Below are 19,179 nucleotides of genomic sequence, written 5' to 3'. Positions count from 1 at the left end.
CCTCAGTATTCTTGCGGCCATGTACGGCTACGAGCAGACGCCTGGCGCCCAGCAGCAGTACGCCCAGCCCAGCCATCAGCAGCAGCAGCCGATGGGCGGAGGCTACGGCGAGCAGCCGCTGTACCCGGAGCCGTCCCCTCCGTCGCTGGCCGACGCCGTGAAGGCGTTCACCACGGGCGTGCTGTCCGCCGAGGACTTCCAGCAGATCTTCTCCACGTCGAAGGTCTACTGCCCGCGCGGCGAGGGACCCGGCTTCCTGGCCCTGCACAACACGCAGCAGCCGGTCATCCCCATGTTCACCACGCTCAAGGAGCTGCGCCGCTACGCGGGCAAGGACTCCAAGTACTTCGTGATCACCGGCTCCGAGGTGATCGACCTGCTGCCCACCGGGTACGGCTTCGTCCTGGACATGGAGGGCGAGCACCGGATGGTCTTCGACGCGAAGGCCGTCGAGCAGATGGTCGACTACGCGATGCGCCGCATGTACGGCTGAGTCGCCGCACACCGGGCACCAGCTCGACGCCCGGGACCTCGGCGCCGGACCCCGACGCCCGGCCCCCCGACCGTGACGTGGGGAAGCTCGACGCCCGGCGCCTCACCGCCCGGGGCCTCCGTGTGCTCCGCCTTCCCCGCGCCGCCCGCACGGACGCGCCCCGCCCGTAGCCTCCCGGCACGGCGAGCGCCGGCAGCCTCGCCGGCCACCGCCCGCTCCGGCGACGGCGTCCCGCACCGGCGGGTGCCCGTGACCACCGGCGGGTGCCCGTGACCTCCTTTCCCGCCGGTTGAGCCGGATCTCGGCCGGCGCTCGGGCCGGCCCCGTCCCGCACCGGCCCTGTCCCGCACCGGCGCCCGATCCATTCCGGCGTCGAGCCGGCCCGCCTCGACGCGCCCCGCCCTGTCCCCACCGCTCCCCGATCGCCCTCCGCACCGCCCGTTCGGCCGCGCCCGGGGCGGGGCGGCCCGCCGCGCGGACCCGTCACGCTTGCGGAATGTTCACTCTTCAACTAAATTGAGGGACGAAGACACCGAGGAGGGCTCTCATGCCTGCTGTGACCGTGGAAAACCCGCTGACCCTGCCGCGCGTGGCCGCTCCCGCCGAAGCCGCCGCCCGTCCCGTGCTCGCCGTCACCACGGCGCCCAGCGGCTTCGAGGGCGAGGGCTTCCCGGTGCGCCGGGCCTTCGCGGGGATCAACTACCAGTACCTCGACCCGTTCATCATGATGGACCAGATGGGCGAGGTGGACTACGCGCCGGGAGAGCCGAAGGGCACCCCGTGGCACCCCCACCGCGGCTTCGAGACCGTCACCTACATCATCGACGGCGTCTTCGACCACCAGGACAGCCAGGGCGGCGGCGGCACCATCACCAACGGCGACACCCAGTGGATGACGGCGGGCTCCGGCCTGCTGCACATCGAGGCGCCGCCGGAGTCGCTGGTCGTCTCGGGCGGCCTCTTCCACGGCCTCCAGCTCTGGGTGAACCTCCCGGCGTCGGACAAGATGATGAACCCCCGCTACCAGGACATCCGCGGCGGCCAGGTCCAGCTGCTCAGCACGCCCGACGGCGGCGCGCTGCTCCGCGTCATCGCCGGCGAGCTGGACGGCCACGAGGGCCCCGGCGTCACGCACACGCCGATCACCATGATCCACGCGTCGGTCAGGCCCGGCGCCGAGATCACACTGCCGTGGCGCGAGGACTTCAACGGCCTGGCGTACGTGCTCGCGGGCCGCGGCTCGGTCGGTACGGACCGCCGTCCCGTGCACACGGGTCAGACGGCCGTGTTCGGCGCGGGCGGCTCGCTGACCGTGCGCGCGGACGAGAGTCAGGACGCGAACACCCCGGACCTGGAGGTCGTGCTCCTCGGTGGCCGCCCCATCCGGGAGCCGATGGCGCACTACGGCCCGTTCGTGATGAACACCCAGGCCGAACTCCGCCAGGCGTTCGACGACTTCCAGGCGGGCCGCCTGGGCACCGCCCCGGCCACGCTCCCGCACACCTGACCCGACCCGCCCCCCAAGCCCCCGCCCCGTGACGGCCGCCGCCGTCGCGGGGCGGTGTCGTGCGTGCCCCGCGCCGCGCCCCCGCAGCGGCTCCGCACCCGGGACGGACGCCGGCGAGGGGGACGAGAACGGCCGAGGGCCGGCCGGGATCACTGTCCCGGCCGGCCCTCGGTGCGCGCGGTGGCGCTACGGCGTCACTTCCCCTGCGGCTTGCGCAGCGAGATGTGCAGCTCGCGCAGCCGCGCCTCCGGGAGCTCGCTCGGCGCGCCCATCAGCAGGTCCTGCGCGTTCTGGCTGAGCGGGAAGGCGATGGTCTCGCGGATGTTCGGCTCGTCGGCGAGCAGCATCACCATGCGGTCGATGCCCGGGGCGATGCCACCGTGCGGCGGGGCGCCGAAGCGCAGCGCGCGCAGCATGCCGGCGAAGTCGCGCTCGACGTCGCCGCGCTCGTACCCGGCGATCCCGAAGGCCTTGATCATGACCTCGGGCTCGTGGTTCCGGATCGCGCCGGAGGACAGCTCGATGCCGTTGCAGACGATGTCGTACTGCCACGCCAGGATGTCCAGCGGGTCCATCGTCTCCAGCGCCTCAAGGCCGCCCTGCGGCATCGAGAAGGGGTTGTGGGAGAAGTCGATCCGGCCGCTCTCCTCGTCCTTCTCGTACATCGGGAAGTCGACGATCCAGCAGAACCGGAAGACGCCGTCCTCGAAGTGGCCGGAGCGCTTCGCGGCCTCGACGCGGACCGCGCCCATGATCTTCGAGACCTCGTCGTAGGCGCCCGCGCCGAAGAACACCGCGTGGCCCGGGGCGAGCGACAGGCGCTCGGTGAGGACCTTGACGTTCTCCTCGGTGAGGAACTTCGCGATCGGGCCGCTCAACGCGCCGTCGTCACCGACACGCACCCAGGCCAGGCCTTTCGCGCCCTGCTCCACCGCGTAGTCGCCGAGCTGGTCGAAGAACTTCCGCGACTGACCCGCCGTGTCCGGCACCGGCAGCGCGCGCACGTGCTTGCCCGCGAACGCCTTGAACTCGGAATGCTCGAAGACGTCCGAGATGTCGTGCAGCTCCAACTGCGCGCGCAGGTCCGGCTTGTCACTGCCGTACTTGCGCATCGACTCGCGGAAGGGGATGCGCGGGAACGGCGAGGTGACCTCGCGGCCCTGGCCGAACTCCGTGAACAGCTCGGTCATCAGCTTCTCGACCGGACCGAACACGTCCTCCTGCTCGACGAAGCTCATCTCCAGGTCGAGCTGGTAGAACTCGCCGGGCGAGCGGTCCGCACGGGCGTCCTCGTCGCGGAAGCACGGCGCGATCTGGAAGTAGCGGTCGAAGCCGGAGACCATCAGCAGCTGCTTGAACTGCTGCGGCGCCTGCGGCAGCGCGTAGAACTTGCCGGGGTTCAGCCGGGACGGCACCACGAAGTCGCGCGCGCCCTCGGGGGACGTCGCGGTGAGGATCGGGGTGGCCATCTCGTTGAAGCCGAGCGTCGTCATCTTGTGCCGGATAGCGGAGATCACAGCCGTGCGCAGCATGATGTTGCGGTGCATGCGCTCGCGGCGCAGGTCGAGGAAGCGGTACTCCAGGCGCCGCTCCTCACCCACACCGTCGTCGGTGTTGATGGTGAACGGCAGCGGGGCCGCCGCGCCGAGCACCTCGACCGCGGAGACCTCGATCTCGATCTCGCCGGTCGGCAGTTCGGGGTTGACGTTGTCCGCGCCGCGGGCGGAGACCGTGCCGTCGATCCGTACGACGGTCTCCTTGGTCAGGTGCGACAGCGCCTCCACGGCGGGCGTACCCGGCCGGGCCACCAGCTGCACGAGACCGTAGTGGTCGCGCAGATCGATGAAGAGGATGCCGCCCAGGTCTCGGCGATTGTGCAGCCAGCCGCTCAGCCGGACGTCGGTGCCGACGTCAGAGGCGCGGAGCTCGCCGCAGGTGTGGGACCTGTACCGATGCATCGTCGTTCATCCAGTCCTGGGGTGGTGGGGTGGGCGAACCGTACGGACTCGGGGCCGGGACGGTTCGGACGGCCACCGCAACTCTATCGCCCGCCGCGCACGCCCTTCACGGCGTTTCCCGGCCGCCCGGCCCGTGAGGGAGGTGGCTCTGCCCCACCGGCGCGGGGCGCGGCAGGCGGCGGGCGCTCGGTGGCAGGGAATCGGAACCTGTCCATACAGTGGGAAAATGCGCACAGAGGACGTTCTGTCGGCGATCGCGACGGGCACGTGGCGCTGGGACACCACTTCTCACACGGTCTCGCTCGACGCCGAGGCGGCCCGGATGCTGGGGTTCGACGCCAGGGCGAGGGTCGTCGGCGTGCCCGAGATCCGCTCCCGGGTGCATCCGGTCGACTGGAACGAGATGGACGGCATCATCGGCCTCGCCGTCGCCGAGGACAGCCTCGCCGAGGTCCGGCTGCGCATTGTGGACGAGACGGGCCGCGTCCTGCGGACGGTGCGTTCGCGCTCCAAGCCGTACGTGCACGGTGAGGCGGGCGGCTCGCGCGACGCGGCCGGTGGACTCGGCCGGATGTACGCGCTCGTCGGCGGCCTGCAGGAGGTCGCGGAGTCCGAGCCGGGCACGGCCGTCTCCGGTACGCACATCACGGGGGACTGGCGCCGCTCGCGCGAGGCGTTCCTGCTGGACGCGGGCCGGGCGCTGGCGGAGGCCCATTCCACCGAGGACGTGCTCCGGGTCGCCGCGTCGCTGTCGATGCCGGGGTTCTCCCCGGACGGCCTGGCCGTCTTCGGCGTCACGGGGGAGCGGATCAAACTGATCGGGATCTACGGCCCGATGCAGGCCTCCGAGGAGTTCGACCGGCGCCTCACCCTCGACGCGAACTACGCGGCGTCCGAGGTGATCCGCACGGGCCGCGCCGTCTACATCCCCTCCCCCGAGGAGTACGAGCGCCGCTACCCGGAGATGTGGCCGTACGTGCGGCCGATGGGCCGGACGTCCTGGGCGTACCTGCCGCTCGTCGTCGCCGGGCGCACGCTCGGCGCCTGGATGGCCGCGTTCAACCAGCGCGTCGCGTTCTCGCCCGACGAGCGGTCGGTGCTGACGACCGTCGCGCGGATGCTGGCCCAGGCCCTCGCCCGCACCGAGATCGCCGAGACCGAACGCGCGCTCTCGCAGGGTCTCCAGCGCTCGATGATGCCCCGGCTCGCGCCGGACCTGCCCGGCATGTCGGTCGCCGCGCGGTACGTGCCGACCGGCGGCGGCCTGGTCGTCGGCGGCGACTGGTACGACATGATCCCGCTGCCCGGCGGCTCCGCGGCCGAAGGGCGCTTCGCGCTGGTCATCGGGGACGTACAGGGGCACGACGTGCGGGCGGCCAGCCTGATGGGGCAGCTGCGGATCGCCCTTCGCGCGTACGCCTCGGAAGGCCACAGGCCCGACGCGGTGCTCGCCCGCGCGTCCCGCTTCTTCTCCGGGCTCCAGCAGCACCCGATCGTGGGCAGCGACGGGCTTCCGTACGAGGAGGAGGACGAGGAGGCCGGGCCCCGCTTCGCGACCTGCCTCTACCTGGAGGTCGACCCGGTCACCGGCACCATCGACATCGCCCGCGCCGGCCACCCCGACCCGGTGATCCGGATGGCGGACGGCACGGCGATCATCCGCAAGACGGAGGGCGGACTGCCGCTCGGCATCGAGACGGACTCGGACTATCCGACGACCCGGCTGGTCCTCGGCCACGGTGAAGTGATCATGCTGTGCACGGACGGGCTGATCGAGACCGGCGGGCACGACATGTTCACCGGCTGGGACCGGCTGCGGCCGATCATCGAGCAGCACACGGACAGCGCGCTGGACAAGGAGTCCCTGGAGAAGCTGGCGGACGGGCTCATCGAGTCCGTGCACGGGCCGATCTCCCACTACACGACGGGCCCGCTCGCGGAACGGCGTGAGGACGACATCGCCCTGGTGCTGCTCTCCCGCGATCCCTCGTCCGCGAGCGGCGGCTTGCTCGCGCCGCGCCGCGCGGCCCTCACCATCGCGCAGGCCGATCCCGAGCGCATCGCGGACGCCCGCCACCAGCTGCGCGCCCTGATGCACGACTGGCCGGACGAGGAGCAGGTCGACTCGGCGGTCCTGATGGTCTCCGAAATGGTCACGAACGTCCTCGTGCACACCGACGGCGACGCCCTGGTGTCGGCGCAGACGGCGGGCGAGTCGGGTGGCCGCACCCTGCGTGTGGAGGTCGCGGACACGAGCGACGAACTCCCGCACCGGCGCAGGCCCGGCGAGATGGCGTCCAGCGGGCGGGGCCTCGTGCTGATGGAGGTCCTGGCCGACGAATGGGGCGTGGACCCGCGCGGCGACGGCAAGATGATCTGGTTCGAGCTGCGGGAGCAGACGCCCGCGATGTAGCGGCGCCCGCGGCCCGGGCGTGACACTCGCGCCGGGCCCCTGCGGTGCGCGGCCGGTGGCGGCTGTTGGCGGCCGGGGCATGGCAGGCTCCCTCCGGTGGCGGCGGAACACGGCGGGCGCCCCGCACGTGGCGGCGGTGCACGGCCGGGCACCCGCACGTGTCAGCGGCCCGGCACGCGGGGTGCCCCGCGCGTCGGGTGCCCGGCCCCGGGGGCCTGGCATGGCAGGCTCCCTCCGGTGGCGGCGGAACACGGCGGGCGCCCCGCACGTGGCGGCGGTGCACGGCCGGGCACCCGCACGTGTCAGCGGCCCGGCACGCGGGGTGCCCCGCGCGTCGGGTGCCCGGCCCCGGCCCCCGGGGCCGCCCCAAGGGCCCCGCGCGTCGCAGGGGCCACCTCACCTGCCCGATGGCGCCGGCAGGTCCACCCCCGCACGGTGCCTGCCCGGGCCCACCTCGTACGGGTCGAGGCCCGGCAGGTCGACCTCCGCCGTGGTGCCGATCGGGATGGTGAACTCCGTCTCCAGGCGGCGCCCCCCGTCGATCCGCCAGCTCACCTCCGCCGTCCCGTAGGGCGTCTCGTGCCGGGCCCGTGCCCAGGTCAGGCCGCCGCCGGGACAGGGCGCGATCCGCACCCGCCGCCAGCCGGGCGCCGCCGGCGACAGCCCCGCGACCCGCGTGTGCAGCCAGTCGGCGACGGCGCCGAGCGCGTAGTGGTTGAACGACGTCATCTCGCCCGGGTTGACCGTGCCGTCCGGCAGCAGGCTGTCCCACCGCTCCCAGATCGTCGTGGCCCCCCGCGTCACCGGGTAGAGCCAGGACGGGCACCCGCGCTGCAGCAGCAACCGGTACGCGTCGTCCAGCGCGCCCGCACGCGTCAGCGCCTCGCAGATCACCGGCGTGCCCGCGAAGCCCGTGCCGATGTGGTGGCCGTCCGCCGCGACGAGCTCCGCGAGCCGCCGGCCCGCCCCTGCCACCAGGGCGGGCGGCAGCAGGCCGAAGACCAGGGCCAGCGCGTACGCCGTCTGGCTGTCGCTGGTCAGCCGCCCGTCGCCGGTGACGTACGTGGCCACGAAGCGCTCCCGCGCCCCGGCCGCCGCCGCCCGGTAGCGCTCCGCGTCGCCGCTCTCGCCGAGGACGGCCGCGATCCGCGCCAGCACCTGCGTCGAGCGGACCGCGTACGCCGCCGCGACCAGCCCGGCGTCGGTGCGCGCCGCCCACGGGTCGTCCGGCGGCGCCGCCGGGTCGAGCCAGTCGCCGAGCTGGCGGCCGGTCGAACCGTCCGTACCGCCGGAAAGGACCCGGTCGACCCAGGCCCGCGCGCTGCCGTACCGGTCGCGCAGCAGTCCCTCGTCGCCGTAGGCCCGGTACAGCTCCCATGGCATCAGCACGGCCGCGTCGCCCCACACCGCCATCGGCCAGGCCGGCAGCCACTCGGGGGTGGGGATCTCCGGCACGATCAGCGGCACCGTGCCGTCCGCGTACTGGTCGGCCGCCAGGTCCGCCAGCCAGGACGCGAGCATGCCGGAGCAGTCGTGGAGGAACGCGGCGGTCGGCGTGAAGACCTGGATGTCGCCCGTCCAGCCGAGGCGCTCATCGCGCTGGGGGCAGTCCGTCGGCACGTCGACGAAGTTGCCGCGCATGCTCCAGAGCACGTTCTCGTGCAGCCGGTTGACGTCGTCGTCGGAGCACGCGAACCAGCCCGTGCGCCGCAGGTCGCTGCCGATCACCCGGGCCGTCACATCCGCCGGGTCGAGCTGCTCGGGGCCGCCGGCGATCTCCGCGTAGCGGAAGCCGTGGAAGGTGAACCGGGGTTCCCACACCTCCTCGTGCCGCCCGGCCCGCACATAGCGGTCGGTGGCCTGTGCGTCCCGCAGCGGCCGGGTGCACAGTTCGCCGTCCTGGAGCACCTCCGCGTGCCGTACGGTCACCTCGCTGCCGCGCGCGGCCGGGTCGCCGTGCAGCCGCAGCCGCAGCCGGCCGACGAGGTTCTGCCCGAAGTCGAGGACCGTCCGCCCGGACGGCGAGGTCGTGACGGAGACCGGCGCGATGTCCCGTGTGTGCCGCACGGGCGGTCCCGTGGGCGCGCGCAAAGTCCTCGGGTCGAAGTCCGTCGCGACCCGCACGCGACGCCAGGCCCCCGGTCCCGCGTCCCGCGCCGCCTCCTCGTAGCCGGGCTCCGACCAGCCGCGCCGCTCCCTGCGGGCGTCGTGGTGCTCACCGTCGTACAGGCTCGCCCGCATGACCGGGCCCGGCGCGGTCCGCCAGCCGGGTCCGGTGCCGAAGCGGACGGTCGTGCCGTTCCCGCAGACCACCTCCAGCTGCGCGAGCAGGCCGGTGCGCTCGCCGTAGATGTCGCGGGTGCCGCCGCCGTAGCCGATGCGGCCCCGGAACCAGCCGTCGGCGAGGTGCGCGCCGAGCACGTTGGAGCCCGCGTGCAGCAGAGCCGTCACGTCGTGTGTCCGGTACCGCAGGCGGCGGCGGTAGCTGGTCCAGCCGGGGGCCAGCACCTCGTCGCCGACCCGGGCGCCGTTCAGCTCCACCTCGTAGACGCCACGCGCCGTCACATACAGGCGGGCGTACGCGGGCGGCGCGGGCAGCTCGAACGCACCGCGCAGCAGGTCGGCCCGCTCCCACGCCCCGGGGTCGCGCTCCCCGTCGGGGCCGACCATCACCGCCGTCCAGTCGGCCGGGGCCAGCAGCCCGGCCTCCACGGTCAGCGACGGGCTCCACGGCGAAGGGCCTCCGTCGTGCGCCCCGTCGCCCCGCCCCCACACCCGTACCCGCACCGCGCACCGCTGCCGCGCCCGCAGCGGTGGCGCAGGCCACGGCACCAGCAGCGAGTCGCCGCCCTCGATCCGGCCGCTCTCGAACAGGGGCAGCGCGCCGCCCCGTGCCTCCTCCGTGACCTGCACCTCGTACGCGCCCTGCACCCAGCCGTGCGGGGCCTCGCGGACGGTCCACGACAGCCGGGGCCGCCGCTCCCCGATCCCGATCCGGTCCGCCGGATGGTGCTCCGCGCGCGGGGCGTCAAGAACGATCGATGCCACCGGGCCCTCCTCGTGGTCGTGGCGCCGTACGGGCCCGGCCGGGCCCCGCTCCCGATCGTGCCGAGATCGATCTCGTCGGGGAAGGGCGCCACGGCCCCGACCACTCCCACGAACGGATCGCGCCCGCTGGTGGCGCCCGTTCGCCGCGTCGCGCCCCTGTGCAGTAGAGCGGGCGCCACCCCGTGATCTCGCGTAAACCGTATTCACAGGAATGTTTCTTCGGATTCCGGAGAGGGGCAAGGTCATCAGTCCCTCGGAAGGCACCAGATGACGACAGCAGCACACGACGCCCCCCGTGAGGTGACGCAGGCGAGTTCCGCGACCCGGCGCTTCCTGCGGCGCCTGACCATCGCCACCGGCGGCGGGATGTTCATCGACGGGTTCGTCTTCGCCTCCGTCGCCGCCGCGCTCGCCGGTACGGCGATGGCCCGCGACATCGGCGTCACGTCCACCTGGAACTCGCTGATCTCGTCCTCGACGCTGATCGGCACGTTCTTCGGCGGGCTCTGCCTCGGCTACCTGACCGACAAGCTCGGCCGCCGCCCCATGTTCACGATCGACCTGTCGGTCTTCCTGGCGTGCGCCGTGCTGATGTTCTTCGTGACGGCCGCCTGGCAGGTGTTCGCGCTCGGGCTGATCATGGGTCTCGCCGTCGGCGCCGACTACTCCATCGGCTCACCGCTGCTCGCCGAGTTCGCGCCCACCAAGAAACGCGGCAACTACCTCGGGATCCTCGAAATCCTGTGGAACGTCGGCTATGTCGTCGCCTACCTCATCGGGTACGTCGTCAACACCAACTGGCCGGGCGCCTGGCACTACACGCTCGCCGCGAGCGCCATCCCCGCCGTGGCGTGCCTGATGATCCGGCACGGTCTGCCCGAGTCGCCGCGCTGGCTGATCTCCAAGGGCCGCCAGGAGGAGGCCGCGCGGATCGTCGAGGAGGATCTCGGTGTCTCGATGGACACCGAGGACTGGCGCTCCGAGCGCGCGGAGGAGACCCGTTACCGGGATCTGTTCTCCCCCGACTACCTCCGGCGTACGGTCTTCACCTGCGTCTTCTGGATCTGCATCGTCCTGCCGTACTTCGCGCTGACCTTCTTCCAGCCGACCGTCCTCAGGGCGATCGGCCTCGGTGGCTCCGCGCTCGCGGGCGCCCTGATCGGCACGATCATCGCGCTGATCGGTGCGGCGACCGGCTGGTGGCTGGTGGACCGCGTGGGCAGGCGCACGATCCTCGTCTGGCCGATGTTCGTCTGCGCGCTGATGCTGTTCGTCGTCGCGCTGGACGCGGTGCTGCCGGTGTGGCTGGCGACCGTCTGCTTCTTCGGCTACCTGTTCAGCTACGGGATCATGAGCATCCTGCCGGGCATCTACCCGGACGAGCTCTTCCCGACGTCGATCCGCACCTCCGGCGTCGGCCTGTCGTCGGCGGCCAGCAGGATCGGCGCGGCGATGGGCACGTTCCTGCTGCCGCTCTCCCTGGACCACCTGGGACTGAGCTGGTCGATGGTGTTCATGGGGGCCGTGTCGCTGATCGGCGGCGTGACCTCGCTGATGTGGGCGCCGGAGACCAACAACCTGCTGCTGACGCAGACCGGCCACCGGAACGCGGACGGCGGCAAGGGCTGGTTCGTCAAGGAGGCGCTGGTGGCGCCGAGGTAGTGCCCGGGCGGCGGTGCCGGGCACGCGTACTGGCGCCGCCGGGTGCCGTGCGGTGCGTGGCGGCCGGGCACGGTGCGTGCCGGCCCCGCCGGGTGCCGTGCTGTACGTGGCGGTGCGGCCGGGTGCTGCCCGGCGGCCGGCTACTGCCGACGGCCCTCCAGGGCCGGGTCGTCCGCGTCCACACGGTGGCGCAGGAGGACGACCCCGTTGCCGAAGGTGCGGCTCTCCACGAGCCGCAGCCCCACCGCACGGTCCGCCCCGGCGAAGGGCACTTCGGGGAACAGCCGGGTGCCGCCCCCGACGAGGACCGGATGCACGTAGGTACGGAACTCGTCGACCAGGCCGTGCCGCAGGAACGTCGCCGCGAGGTTCGGGCCGCCGACCACGAGGTCCCCGCCCTCCTGTGCCTTCAGGGCGCGTACGTCCGCCACGACGACCTCCGGCACCACGGTCGCGTTCCAGGGCGCGGGGCCCGGCGCGAGCGTGCGGGAGTACACGGTCTTCGGCATCGAGCGCCAGATCCCGGCGAACTCGGCGGTGGGCCCGGAGGCCGCCGGGCCGGCGTCGGCGGTCGGCCAGTACGCCGCCATCAGCTCGTGGGTGGCGCGGCCGGTGAGGAAACCGCCCATGGTGCGGAGCCGGTCGTTGAGGTGCTGGTGGAGTTCGTCGTCGACCCGGTGCCAGCTGATGTCGCCGCCGGGCCCCTCGAAGAACCCGTCCAGCGACACGGACAGGGACAGGACGATGTCGCGCATGGCCCAAGAGGTACCAGCCAGGCGCCCGGCGCGGCACCGGAACGCCGTCCTCCGCGCGTCGCGCCCGCCGGATGTGCCGTACGCGCCGTACGCGCCGGGTGTGCCGGGTGTGCCGCGCGTCCTCGTGTGCGCCGTATGCCCCCGCGACTCCCGGCCGCCGCCCGCCGCGCGGCGGTCCTCCCGCCGGCCGGCGCGCCCCGGGGCTACTCCTCGCCCGCCAGCTTCAGCGTCCGCAGCCGCTGTCCGGCGTACCAGGTCGCCCCGACGGTGACCACCAGCAGCAGCACCACCGCGACCGGCAGACCCACGTCCGAGGACACCGCGTCGTGGCCGGCGATCCGCTGCGCGAGCGCGAGCGCCCACTGCTGCACGCTCAGGGTCCGCGCACCCGGGACCAGGCTGCCGAACAGCGCCTCCCACACCAGCGCGTAGACCAGGCCGATGACGACCGCGTGCCTGCTGACCGTGCCGAGCAGCAGGAACAGCGCGCTGTACGCGATCGACGCGACCAGCGCGGCGACGGTGTAGGCCACCGCGATCTGCGCGCCGTTGCCGTTCAGGATGTACCCGGCGATCAGCGTCGGGATCGCCGAGAAGGCCATCGTCACGGCGATCGCGACCGTCAGCTTCGTGACGATGATGGTGGGCCGCTTCACCGGCTTCGACAGCAGGTAGACGATCGAACCGTCGTCGATCTCGGGGCCGATCGCGCCGGTGCCCGCGATCACGCCGATCAGCGGCACCATCGTGGCGATGCCGAAACTGCCCAGCAGGTCCGACGCCGTACCGTCGTCCGCGCCCTTGACCAGCCGTACGGCCACCGAGATCACGATCAGCAGCGCGGGCAGGATGAAGAGGATCGCGGCCCGGCGCCTGCCCAGCAGGGCGCGGTACGTGAGCCGCGCGACAGTGGGGTTGTACATGGTGCGTTCACACTCCTTTCGAGGTGGGTGGGCCGGGATCAGGCCGTGACGAGGTACGAGAAGACCGATTCGAGCGACTCGTCGGACGGCGAGACCGTCAGCAGCCGGATGGAGTGCGCGCGCGCCACCTGCGGCAGCAGGGTCGTGAAGCGGCCGAAGTCGACCGCCTGGACGCGCAGCGCGCCCTCGGCCAGGTCCACTTCGATGCCCGCCGTCGACGGGTCGGCGATGAGCGCGGCGGCGAGCGCCCGGTCGTCGCTGGAACGTACGAGATAGCGGTGCGGGCGGTCCGTCATCAGCCTGCGGATGCGCCGGAAGTCGCCGCTCGCGGCGTGCCGTCCCGCGACGATCACCTCGATGTGCGAGGCGAGCTGTTCGACCTCTTCGAGGATGTGGGACGAGAACAGCACGGTGCGGCCCTGCGCTCCCATCTGTCGTAGCAGCTCCATGAGTTGCATGCGCTGACGCGGGTCCATGCCGTTGAACGGCTCGTCCAGCAGCAGCACCGACGGGTCGTGGACGAGCGCGGACGCCATCTTGACGCGCTGCCGCATGCCCTTGCTGTAGGTCGAGATGGCGCGGTCCTGCGCGTACGCCATCTCGACCGTGGCGAGCGCCGCGTGCGCCTCACGCTCGCCGAGACCGTGCAACTCGGCGTTTGCGACGACGAATTCGAGACCGGTCAGGAAGTCGTACATCGCCTCGCGCTCGGGCACGATACCGATCTCGCGGTACACGTCCTCGTTGCGCCAGATCGGCCGGCCGTCGAGCGTGACCGTACCGGTGGAGGGCGCGAGGAAGCCGCCCATCATGTTGATGAGGGTGGACTTCCCGGCGCCGTTGGGGCCGAGGAGGCCGGTGACGCCGGGGCCGATCGTCATGGTGACGTCGTTGACGGCGACGACGTTGCCGAACCAGCGGGAGGCGTGGTCGATCTCGATCGTGGTCACAGCCCGACCTCCCGGTAGCGGCGCATGAGGACTCCGTACGAACCGGCGACGAGGCCGAGGATGACGAGCAGGTAGACGACACCGGTGCCGGCGCCGGGGCCCATCCCGCCGGGGAACGACGAACTCGCCCCCAGGAACGCGGTCTGGAAGCCGTCGACGAGCGTGATGGGTGAGAACAGCCCGAGCCAGCTGACGGCCGAACTCGGCGTCCCGGCCCAGACGATCACCTGGACCGTGGAGACCGCGCCGTAGGAGATGACGAGCGTGGCGATCACGGCCGCCACCCCGAACCCGCGGCGCGGGGTCAGCGCCGCCAGCACCAGCCCGATACCGCCGAACAGCAGCGACAGCACGGCGACCGAGACGAGGCCCTCACCGAACCCCTTCGTCTGATCGGCGAAGTCCAGCTTCGCCAGCAGCGCGCCGATGTAGAGGATCACGACGGGCGCGGCGGTCAGCACGAACAGCGCCGTGCTCATCGCGCCGAACTTCGCGAGCACGTAGTCGCGCCGCTCGATGGGGCGCGAGAAGTACAGCGGAACGCTGCGGAAGCGCAGGTCGCGCGAGACCGACTGCGGGGCCTGCGCCGCGAGGAACAGGCCGATCACCGCCTGCAGCAGGATCGCGTACCGCGTGTACTCGACGCTGAGGTTCTTCGCGTGGGTCACCACGGCGACGGCGACGACGAGCGCCGCGGGCAGGCACATCACGGCGAACAGGATCATCGGCAGGACCTTGGACTTGCCGGACCTGCCGAGGCCGAAGGCCCCGCGCAGCGACTGCGTGTAGAGGGACCGGCGGGCGTAGGAGCGGCCGAGGCGGGCGCCGTCGTAGTTCCGGTAGCCGATGTTGTGGATCCGGGTGGTGGCGTCGGCGCCCGGCCCGGCGCCCGCACGGGGGTCCGTACCCGGGCTCGTACCGGCGGGCGGGCCGCCGCCCGCGGGGACCGTGGTGCCGGGGGCGCCCGTGCCGGGAGCGGTACTCCCGGCGCCGGGGCCGCCCATGCCGTTCGGGACGCTCATGCGGGGACCCCTTCCTTCTCCTGCCGGAAGACCTCGGCGATGTGGTGACGCCGCTGCTCCATGCGGACGAGCCCCAGGCCGAGACGTGCGACGGTGTCCCGCACGGTGTCGTGGATCTCCTCGCCGGTCGCCTCGACGAGGAGGACGTGGCCGGCGCCGGGCAGGCCCTGCTCGCTCGCGGCGAGGAGGGTCACCCCCGCCGCTGTCAGCGCGTCCCGCAGGGCACCGGTGCCGTCCGGGTACGCGTCGGAGTCGGTGACCTCGACCGCGAGCGTCGTGGTCATCTGCGTGAAGTCACTGGTGGAGCTGGACCGCAGCAGCTTGCCGCCGTCGATGACGACGACGTGGTCGCAGGTGCGCTCCAGTTCGCCGAGCAGGTGCGAGGTCACCAGCACGGAGATGCCGAAGTCGGTGTACACGCGGCGGATGAGGCCCAGCATCTCGTCCCGGCCGACCGGGTCGAGCCCGTTCGTCGGCTCGTCCAGCAGGACCAGCCGCGGGTCGTGCACCAGCGCCTGGGCGAGCTTCACCCGCTGCTTCATGCCCGTCGAGTAGCCGCCGATGGGGCGATAGCGCTCCTCGTACAGACCGACGTGGCGCAGGGTGTCCGCCGTGCGCTCCCGCGCGGCGGTGGGCGGCAGCCCCGACATGCGCGCCATATGGACGACGAACTCCGTCGCCGACACGTCGGGCGGCAGGCAGTCGTGTTCCGGCATGTAGCCGACCCGTTCCCGGATGGCGCCACCACCGGTCGACACGTCCAGCCCCAGTACGGCGGCCCGGCCTTCCGTCGCGGGCGAGAGACCAAGAAGTATCTTGATCATCGTGGACTTGCCGGCGCCATTGGCGCCGACGAGCCCGGTTACACCGGCCCCGATGTCCAGGGTGAGCCGGTCGAGCGCGGTCACCCGGGGGAACCGTTTGCTCAGACCTTCGGTCGCAATCACAGCAGTCACGTCACAGACGCTAACGGCGCGCCGCGCTCCGGTCGTCAACCCTGCCGGCGGTCCCGGCATCAGCCTCGGGTCGTACGTGCGCCCAGGGACACCCGCCCGCAAGGCTGACACCGGGGAGCGCGGGCGCGGCCCTTGGGAGGGGCGGCGCCCCCCGGGGCCCGGACGGTGACGCGCACGACGAAGCACCGGCGCGGGGGCGGACAGCGGATCCGCGAGGCCCGGTTCCTGGGCCGGGCAGCGGCGTCCGCGACACTCCGTCCGGGGGCCCGGAGGCGTGCCGGTTGGTTGCTTCCGGGGCCCGGAAGCGTGCCGGTGCGGCTCTGGTTCCCCGGCTGGAGGCGTGCCGGTGGGGCTGGTTCCGGGCCAGGCAGCATGTCAGTGAGGCTGGTTCCCCGGCCGGAGGTGTGCCGGAGACGTGCCGGTGGGGCTGGTTCCGGGACAGGGAGCCCCCGGGTCCGCGCCGCATCACCCTTGACGCGTCCGGCGCTGCCGCGTGACGCTACCAGCGCGTAGCGCAACCCTGGAGGCGAACGCCACATCATGACCGACAGCCCACGGCCCACCCCCCGCACGGTCCCCAGCGGCCGTATCACCCTCGACGTGGCGGAGTTCGGCTCGCCCGGCCCCGACCGGCCCACCGTCCTCCTCGTGCACGGCTACCCGGACAGCAAGGAGGTGTGGCTGCCGGTGGCCCGGCGCCTCGCGCCACGCTTCCACGTCGCCCTCTACGACGTCCGCGGCCACGGTCACTCCGCCGCCCCCCACCCGCTGCGCGGCGGCTTCACGCTCGACCGCCTCACGGACGACTTCCTCGCCGTCGCGGACGCCGTCAGCCCGGACCGGCCGGTCCATCTCGTGGGCCACGACTGGGGTTCGGTCCAGGGCTGGGAGTTCGCCACGAGCCCCCGCACCCGGGGCCGCGTCGCGTCGTTCACCTCGCTCTCGGGGCCCTCCCTGGACCACCTGGGGCACTGGCTGCGCGACCGTGCGGCCGAGAGGTCACCGCGCGCCGCCGCGCAACTCCTCGCGCAAGGCGCGAAGTCCTGGTACGTCTACGCGCTGCACACGCCCGCGCTTCCCGAACTCGCCTGGCGCGGCCCGCTCGGCCGACGCTGGCCCGCCATGCTGCGGCGTGCGGAGAACCTGCCGGAGACCGGCGGCGAGGACGTCTACCCCGCTCCCACTCTGGCCGAGGACGCCGCCAACGGCGCCTGGCTCTACCGCGACAACGTCCGCGCGCGGCTGCGCGATCCGCGCCCCGACGCCCATGCCCATGTGCCGGTCCAGCTCATCGTGCCCACCGGGGACCCGTACCTCTCGGAGCGGCTGTACGACGACCTCGACCGCTGGGTCCCGCGCCTGACCCGCCGCACCGTACGGGCCAAGCACTGGCTCCCCCGTACCCGTCCCGACCAGCTCAGCACCTGGATCGCGGACTTCGTGACGGACCGGGAGCGGGATGGCGAAGGCACCGAGGACGCGGGGCACGGAGAGACCTCGGCGCGGGGCGAGGACCTTGCACGCGGCGAGGGGCCGGCCCGGGGCGGGCAACGCGGTCACGGACGAGAACCGGCCACCGGGGCAGGGCCCGTGCCCGGGGCCCGGCTGCCCGGCGCTCGGCTCCCCGGGACCGGGAAGGACACTCCCGCCGCGCAGGCCGGCGCCGCACGCTTCGCCGGCCGTCTCATCCTCGTGACCGGGGCTGCGAGCGGCATCGGCCGGGCCACCGTCCTCGCCTTCGCGCGGGCCGGCGCCCGGGTCGTCGCGGTCGACATCGACGGCGAGGGCGCCGCGCGCACCGCGGGCGAAGCCCGCGCCGCGGGCGCCCGCGAGGCCTGGCCCGAGCACGCCGACGTCGGTGACGAGCACGCCATGGAGGCGCTGGCGGCCCGGGTCGAGAAGACGTACGGCGTGCCCGACGTCCTGGTCAACAACGCGGGCATCGGGATGTCCGGCTCCTTCCTCGACACCACCGCCGAGGACTGGCGGAAGGTGCTCGACGCCAACCTGTGGGGCGTCATCCACGGCTGCCGTCTCTTCGGCCGTCTGATGGCCGAGCGCGGACAGGGCGGACACATCGTCAACACCGCTTCCGCCGCGGCCTTCCAGCCCTCGCGTGCGCTGCCCGCGTACAGCACGTCTAAAGCGGCGGTGCTGATGCTCAGCGAATGCCTGCGGGCCGAACTCGCGGAGCGGGACATCGGTGTCTCCGCCGTCTGCCCCGGCTTCGTCCACACCGGGATCACGGCCACGGCCCGCTTCACCGGCGTCAGCGACGAGGAGCAGGAACGCCTCAGGCACCGGACCACCCGCCTGTACGCGCTCCGCGACTATCCGCCGGAGCGTGTCGCCGACGCGGTGCTGCGCGCCGTCGTACGCAACGACGCGGTGGTCCCCGTGACACCCGAGGCGTACGGCCTGCGCGCGCTGGCCCGGCTGTCCCGCGGCGCGCGGGCGGCCATCGCACGACGGGAGCCGCCCCTGTGACGACCGCACACCCCGCCGGGGGCCCGCCATCGGCACCGGGCCCTCCCGCCCCCCGGCGCGTCGACTTCGACTGGCACGGCACGCCCCTGCACTGGATCCCGGGCGAGCCGCTGGCCGGTCATGTCATCAACGTGCTGCACCTGTTGCTGCCCGCGGGCGAGCGCTGGTTCGTCCAGGTCTTCAAGGAGGCGCTGCCCCGCGTACACGACCCCGACCTGCTGGCCCGCGTGAAGGGGTTCATGGGACAGGAGGCCACGCACAGCGTCCAGCACTCCCACGTACTCGACCACTTGGCCGCTCAGGACCTGGACACGGCGGACTTCACACGACGGGTGGACGCCCTCTTCGAGCGGCTGCTGGGACCGGTGCCGCCGTGGTGGGTCCCGTTGCCCAAGAGCCGCTGGATCCTGTACCGGTTGGCGTTCGTCGCGGCCATCGAGCAGTTCACCGCCGTACTGGGGGACTGGGTGCTTACTGCGGACGGACTCGACCGGGCCGGCGCCGACCCGGTGATGCTGCACCTGCTCCGCTGGCACGGCGCCGAGGAGGTCGAACACCGGTCTGTGGCCTTCGACATGTACGAGCACTGCGGCGGTCCCGGCGCGCTCCGGCGACTCCGCAGAAGGGGCACGATGTGCGTCACCGCGCCCGCGCTGCTGGGCCTGTGGATCCGTGGTACCCGTCACCTGATCCGGCACGACCCCACCATCCCCCCAGGAAAGCCCACCTACACCTTGGCGGGTCACAACAGGGCGATCGAGAAAGGCCTGCTGCCTTCATGGAGGTCGCTCGGGGCAGCGGTGCCCCGCTACTTCCGCAGGTCGTTCCACCCCTCTCGGGAGGGTTCCATGGCGGCCGCGCTGACGTACCTGGGCCGCATACCGCGTCCCCGCGGCGGCATATGAACTTCCCTCAAGAACATTGCGCAGCGGCTTCCTTGGTGAACCAGGGCTGTGGATTACCTGTCTTGACGCGTCGTAACCCAACTCGCGTACGGGCACGTGC

At 72.8% G+C, this 19,179-nt stretch carries 13 protein-coding genes; 6 read left to right on the top strand and 7 right to left on the bottom strand.

Annotation, left to right across the window (positions count from 1 at the left end):
• The first annotated feature begins 19 nt into the window (after positions 1–19).
• Positions 20–493: an SseB family protein gene (locus OG310_RS18300; protein WP_329456947.1), complete on the top strand. Its 474-nt coding sequence runs from the start codon at positions 20–22 to the stop codon at positions 491–493.
• Between the two features lie 547 nt (positions 494–1,040).
• Entirely contained in the window at positions 1,041–2,000 is a 960-nt protein-coding gene (locus OG310_RS18295) for a pirin family protein (RefSeq protein ID WP_329456946.1), read from the top strand.
• Between the two features lie 194 nt (positions 2,001–2,194).
• Here OG310_RS18295 and aspS read toward each other — a convergent pair whose 3' ends face one another.
• Entirely contained in the window at positions 2,195–3,958 is a 1,764-nt protein-coding gene (aspS, locus tag OG310_RS18290; protein ID WP_329456945.1) for an aspartate--tRNA ligase, read from the bottom strand.
• Between the two features lie 226 nt (positions 3,959–4,184).
• On the opposite strand from aspS, the gene OG310_RS18285 reads away from it, so the two are divergent.
• Positions 4,185–6,371, top strand: a complete 2,187-nt coding sequence (locus OG310_RS18285; protein WP_329456944.1) for an ATP-binding SpoIIE family protein phosphatase — start codon at positions 4,185–4,187, stop codon at positions 6,369–6,371.
• A gap of 396 nt (positions 6,372–6,767) precedes the next feature.
• Here OG310_RS18285 and OG310_RS18280 read toward each other — a convergent pair whose 3' ends face one another.
• Positions 6,768–9,419, bottom strand: coding sequence for a glycoside hydrolase family 78 protein (locus OG310_RS18280; RefSeq protein WP_329456943.1), 2,652 nt, complete (start codon positions 9,417–9,419; stop codon positions 6,768–6,770).
• Positions 9,420–9,686: 267 nt separating this feature from the next.
• On the opposite strand from OG310_RS18280, the gene OG310_RS18275 reads away from it, so the two are divergent.
• Complete coding sequence (locus tag OG310_RS18275; protein WP_329456942.1) at positions 9,687–11,081, top strand: MFS transporter; 1,395 nt, start codon at positions 9,687–9,689, stop codon at positions 11,079–11,081.
• 140 nt (positions 11,082–11,221) lie between these two features.
• On the opposite strand, the gene OG310_RS18270 is transcribed toward OG310_RS18275, so the two are convergent.
• The 5 genes from OG310_RS18270 to OG310_RS18250 form a co-directional block, all read right to left on the bottom strand.
• On the bottom strand, positions 11,222–11,836 hold the full coding sequence (locus tag OG310_RS18270; protein ID WP_329456941.1) for a dihydrofolate reductase family protein: 615 nt from the start codon (positions 11,834–11,836) through the stop codon (positions 11,222–11,224).
• A gap of 203 nt (positions 11,837–12,039) precedes the next feature.
• Positions 12,040–12,759, bottom strand: a complete 720-nt coding sequence (locus OG310_RS18265; RefSeq protein ID WP_329456940.1) for an ABC transporter permease — start codon at positions 12,757–12,759, stop codon at positions 12,040–12,042.
• Positions 12,760–12,797: 38 nt separating this feature from the next.
• The gene (locus tag OG310_RS18260) at positions 12,798–13,709 is read right to left on the bottom strand and encodes an ABC transporter ATP-binding protein (protein WP_329456939.1); all 912 of its coding nucleotides are present in this window, start codon (positions 13,707–13,709) and stop codon (positions 12,798–12,800) included.
• Complete coding sequence (locus OG310_RS18255) at positions 13,706–14,731, bottom strand: ABC transporter permease (RefSeq protein WP_329456938.1); 1,026 nt, start codon at positions 14,729–14,731, stop codon at positions 13,706–13,708. The genes OG310_RS18260 and OG310_RS18255 overlap by 4 nt, the downstream gene beginning before the upstream one ends.
• Entirely contained in the window at positions 14,728–15,678 is a 951-nt protein-coding gene (locus OG310_RS18250) for an ABC transporter ATP-binding protein (protein ID WP_329460239.1), read from the bottom strand. Before OG310_RS18250 ends, OG310_RS18255 begins: the two co-directional genes overlap by 4 nt.
• Before the next feature lie 549 nt (positions 15,679–16,227).
• Between OG310_RS18250 and OG310_RS18245 the strand changes: the two genes are divergently transcribed.
• Complete coding sequence (locus OG310_RS18245; RefSeq protein ID WP_329456937.1) at positions 16,228–18,174, top strand: SDR family oxidoreductase; 1,947 nt, start codon at positions 16,228–16,230, stop codon at positions 18,172–18,174.
• Entirely contained in the window at positions 18,171–19,079 is a 909-nt protein-coding gene (locus OG310_RS18240; protein ID WP_329456936.1) for a metal-dependent hydrolase, read from the top strand. Before OG310_RS18245 ends, OG310_RS18240 begins: the two co-directional genes overlap by 4 nt.
• Positions 19,080–19,179 lie beyond the last annotated feature (100 nt).

The organism is Streptomyces sp. NBC_01497, assembly GCF_036250695.1.
GTDB lineage: Bacteria > Actinomycetota > Actinomycetes > Streptomycetales > Streptomycetaceae > Streptomyces.
The sequence above is the reverse complement of the archived record's forward strand: the minus strand, read 5'-3'. Positions and strand labels throughout refer to the sequence as shown.

Excerpts from the sequence above, each read along its gene's own strand:
- OG310_RS18255 (WP_329456938.1), bottom strand. The coding sequence starts at position 14,731 with ATGAGCGTCCCGAACGGCATGGGCGGCCCCGGCGCCGGGAGTACCGCT.
- OG310_RS18270 (WP_329456941.1), bottom strand. The coding sequence starts at position 11,836 with ATGCGCGACATCGTCCTGTCCCTGTCCGTGTCGCTGGACGGGTTCTTC.
- OG310_RS18265 (WP_329456940.1), bottom strand. The coding sequence starts at position 12,759 with ATGTACAACCCCACTGTCGCGCGGCTCACGTACCGCGCCCTGCTGGGC.
- OG310_RS18300 (WP_329456947.1), top strand. The coding sequence starts at position 20 with ATGTACGGCTACGAGCAGACGCCTGGCGCCCAGCAGCAGTACGCCCAG.
- aspS (WP_329456945.1), bottom strand. The coding sequence starts at position 3,958 with ATGCATCGGTACAGGTCCCACACCTGCGGCGAGCTCCGCGCCTCTGAC.
- OG310_RS18245 (WP_329456937.1), top strand. The coding sequence starts at position 16,228 with ATGACCGACAGCCCACGGCCCACCCCCCGCACGGTCCCCAGCGGCCGT.
- OG310_RS18285 (WP_329456944.1), top strand. The coding sequence starts at position 4,185 with ATGCGCACAGAGGACGTTCTGTCGGCGATCGCGACGGGCACGTGGCGC.
- OG310_RS18275 (WP_329456942.1), top strand. The coding sequence starts at position 9,687 with ATGACGACAGCAGCACACGACGCCCCCCGTGAGGTGACGCAGGCGAGT.
- OG310_RS18295 (WP_329456946.1), top strand. The coding sequence starts at position 1,041 with ATGCCTGCTGTGACCGTGGAAAACCCGCTGACCCTGCCGCGCGTGGCC.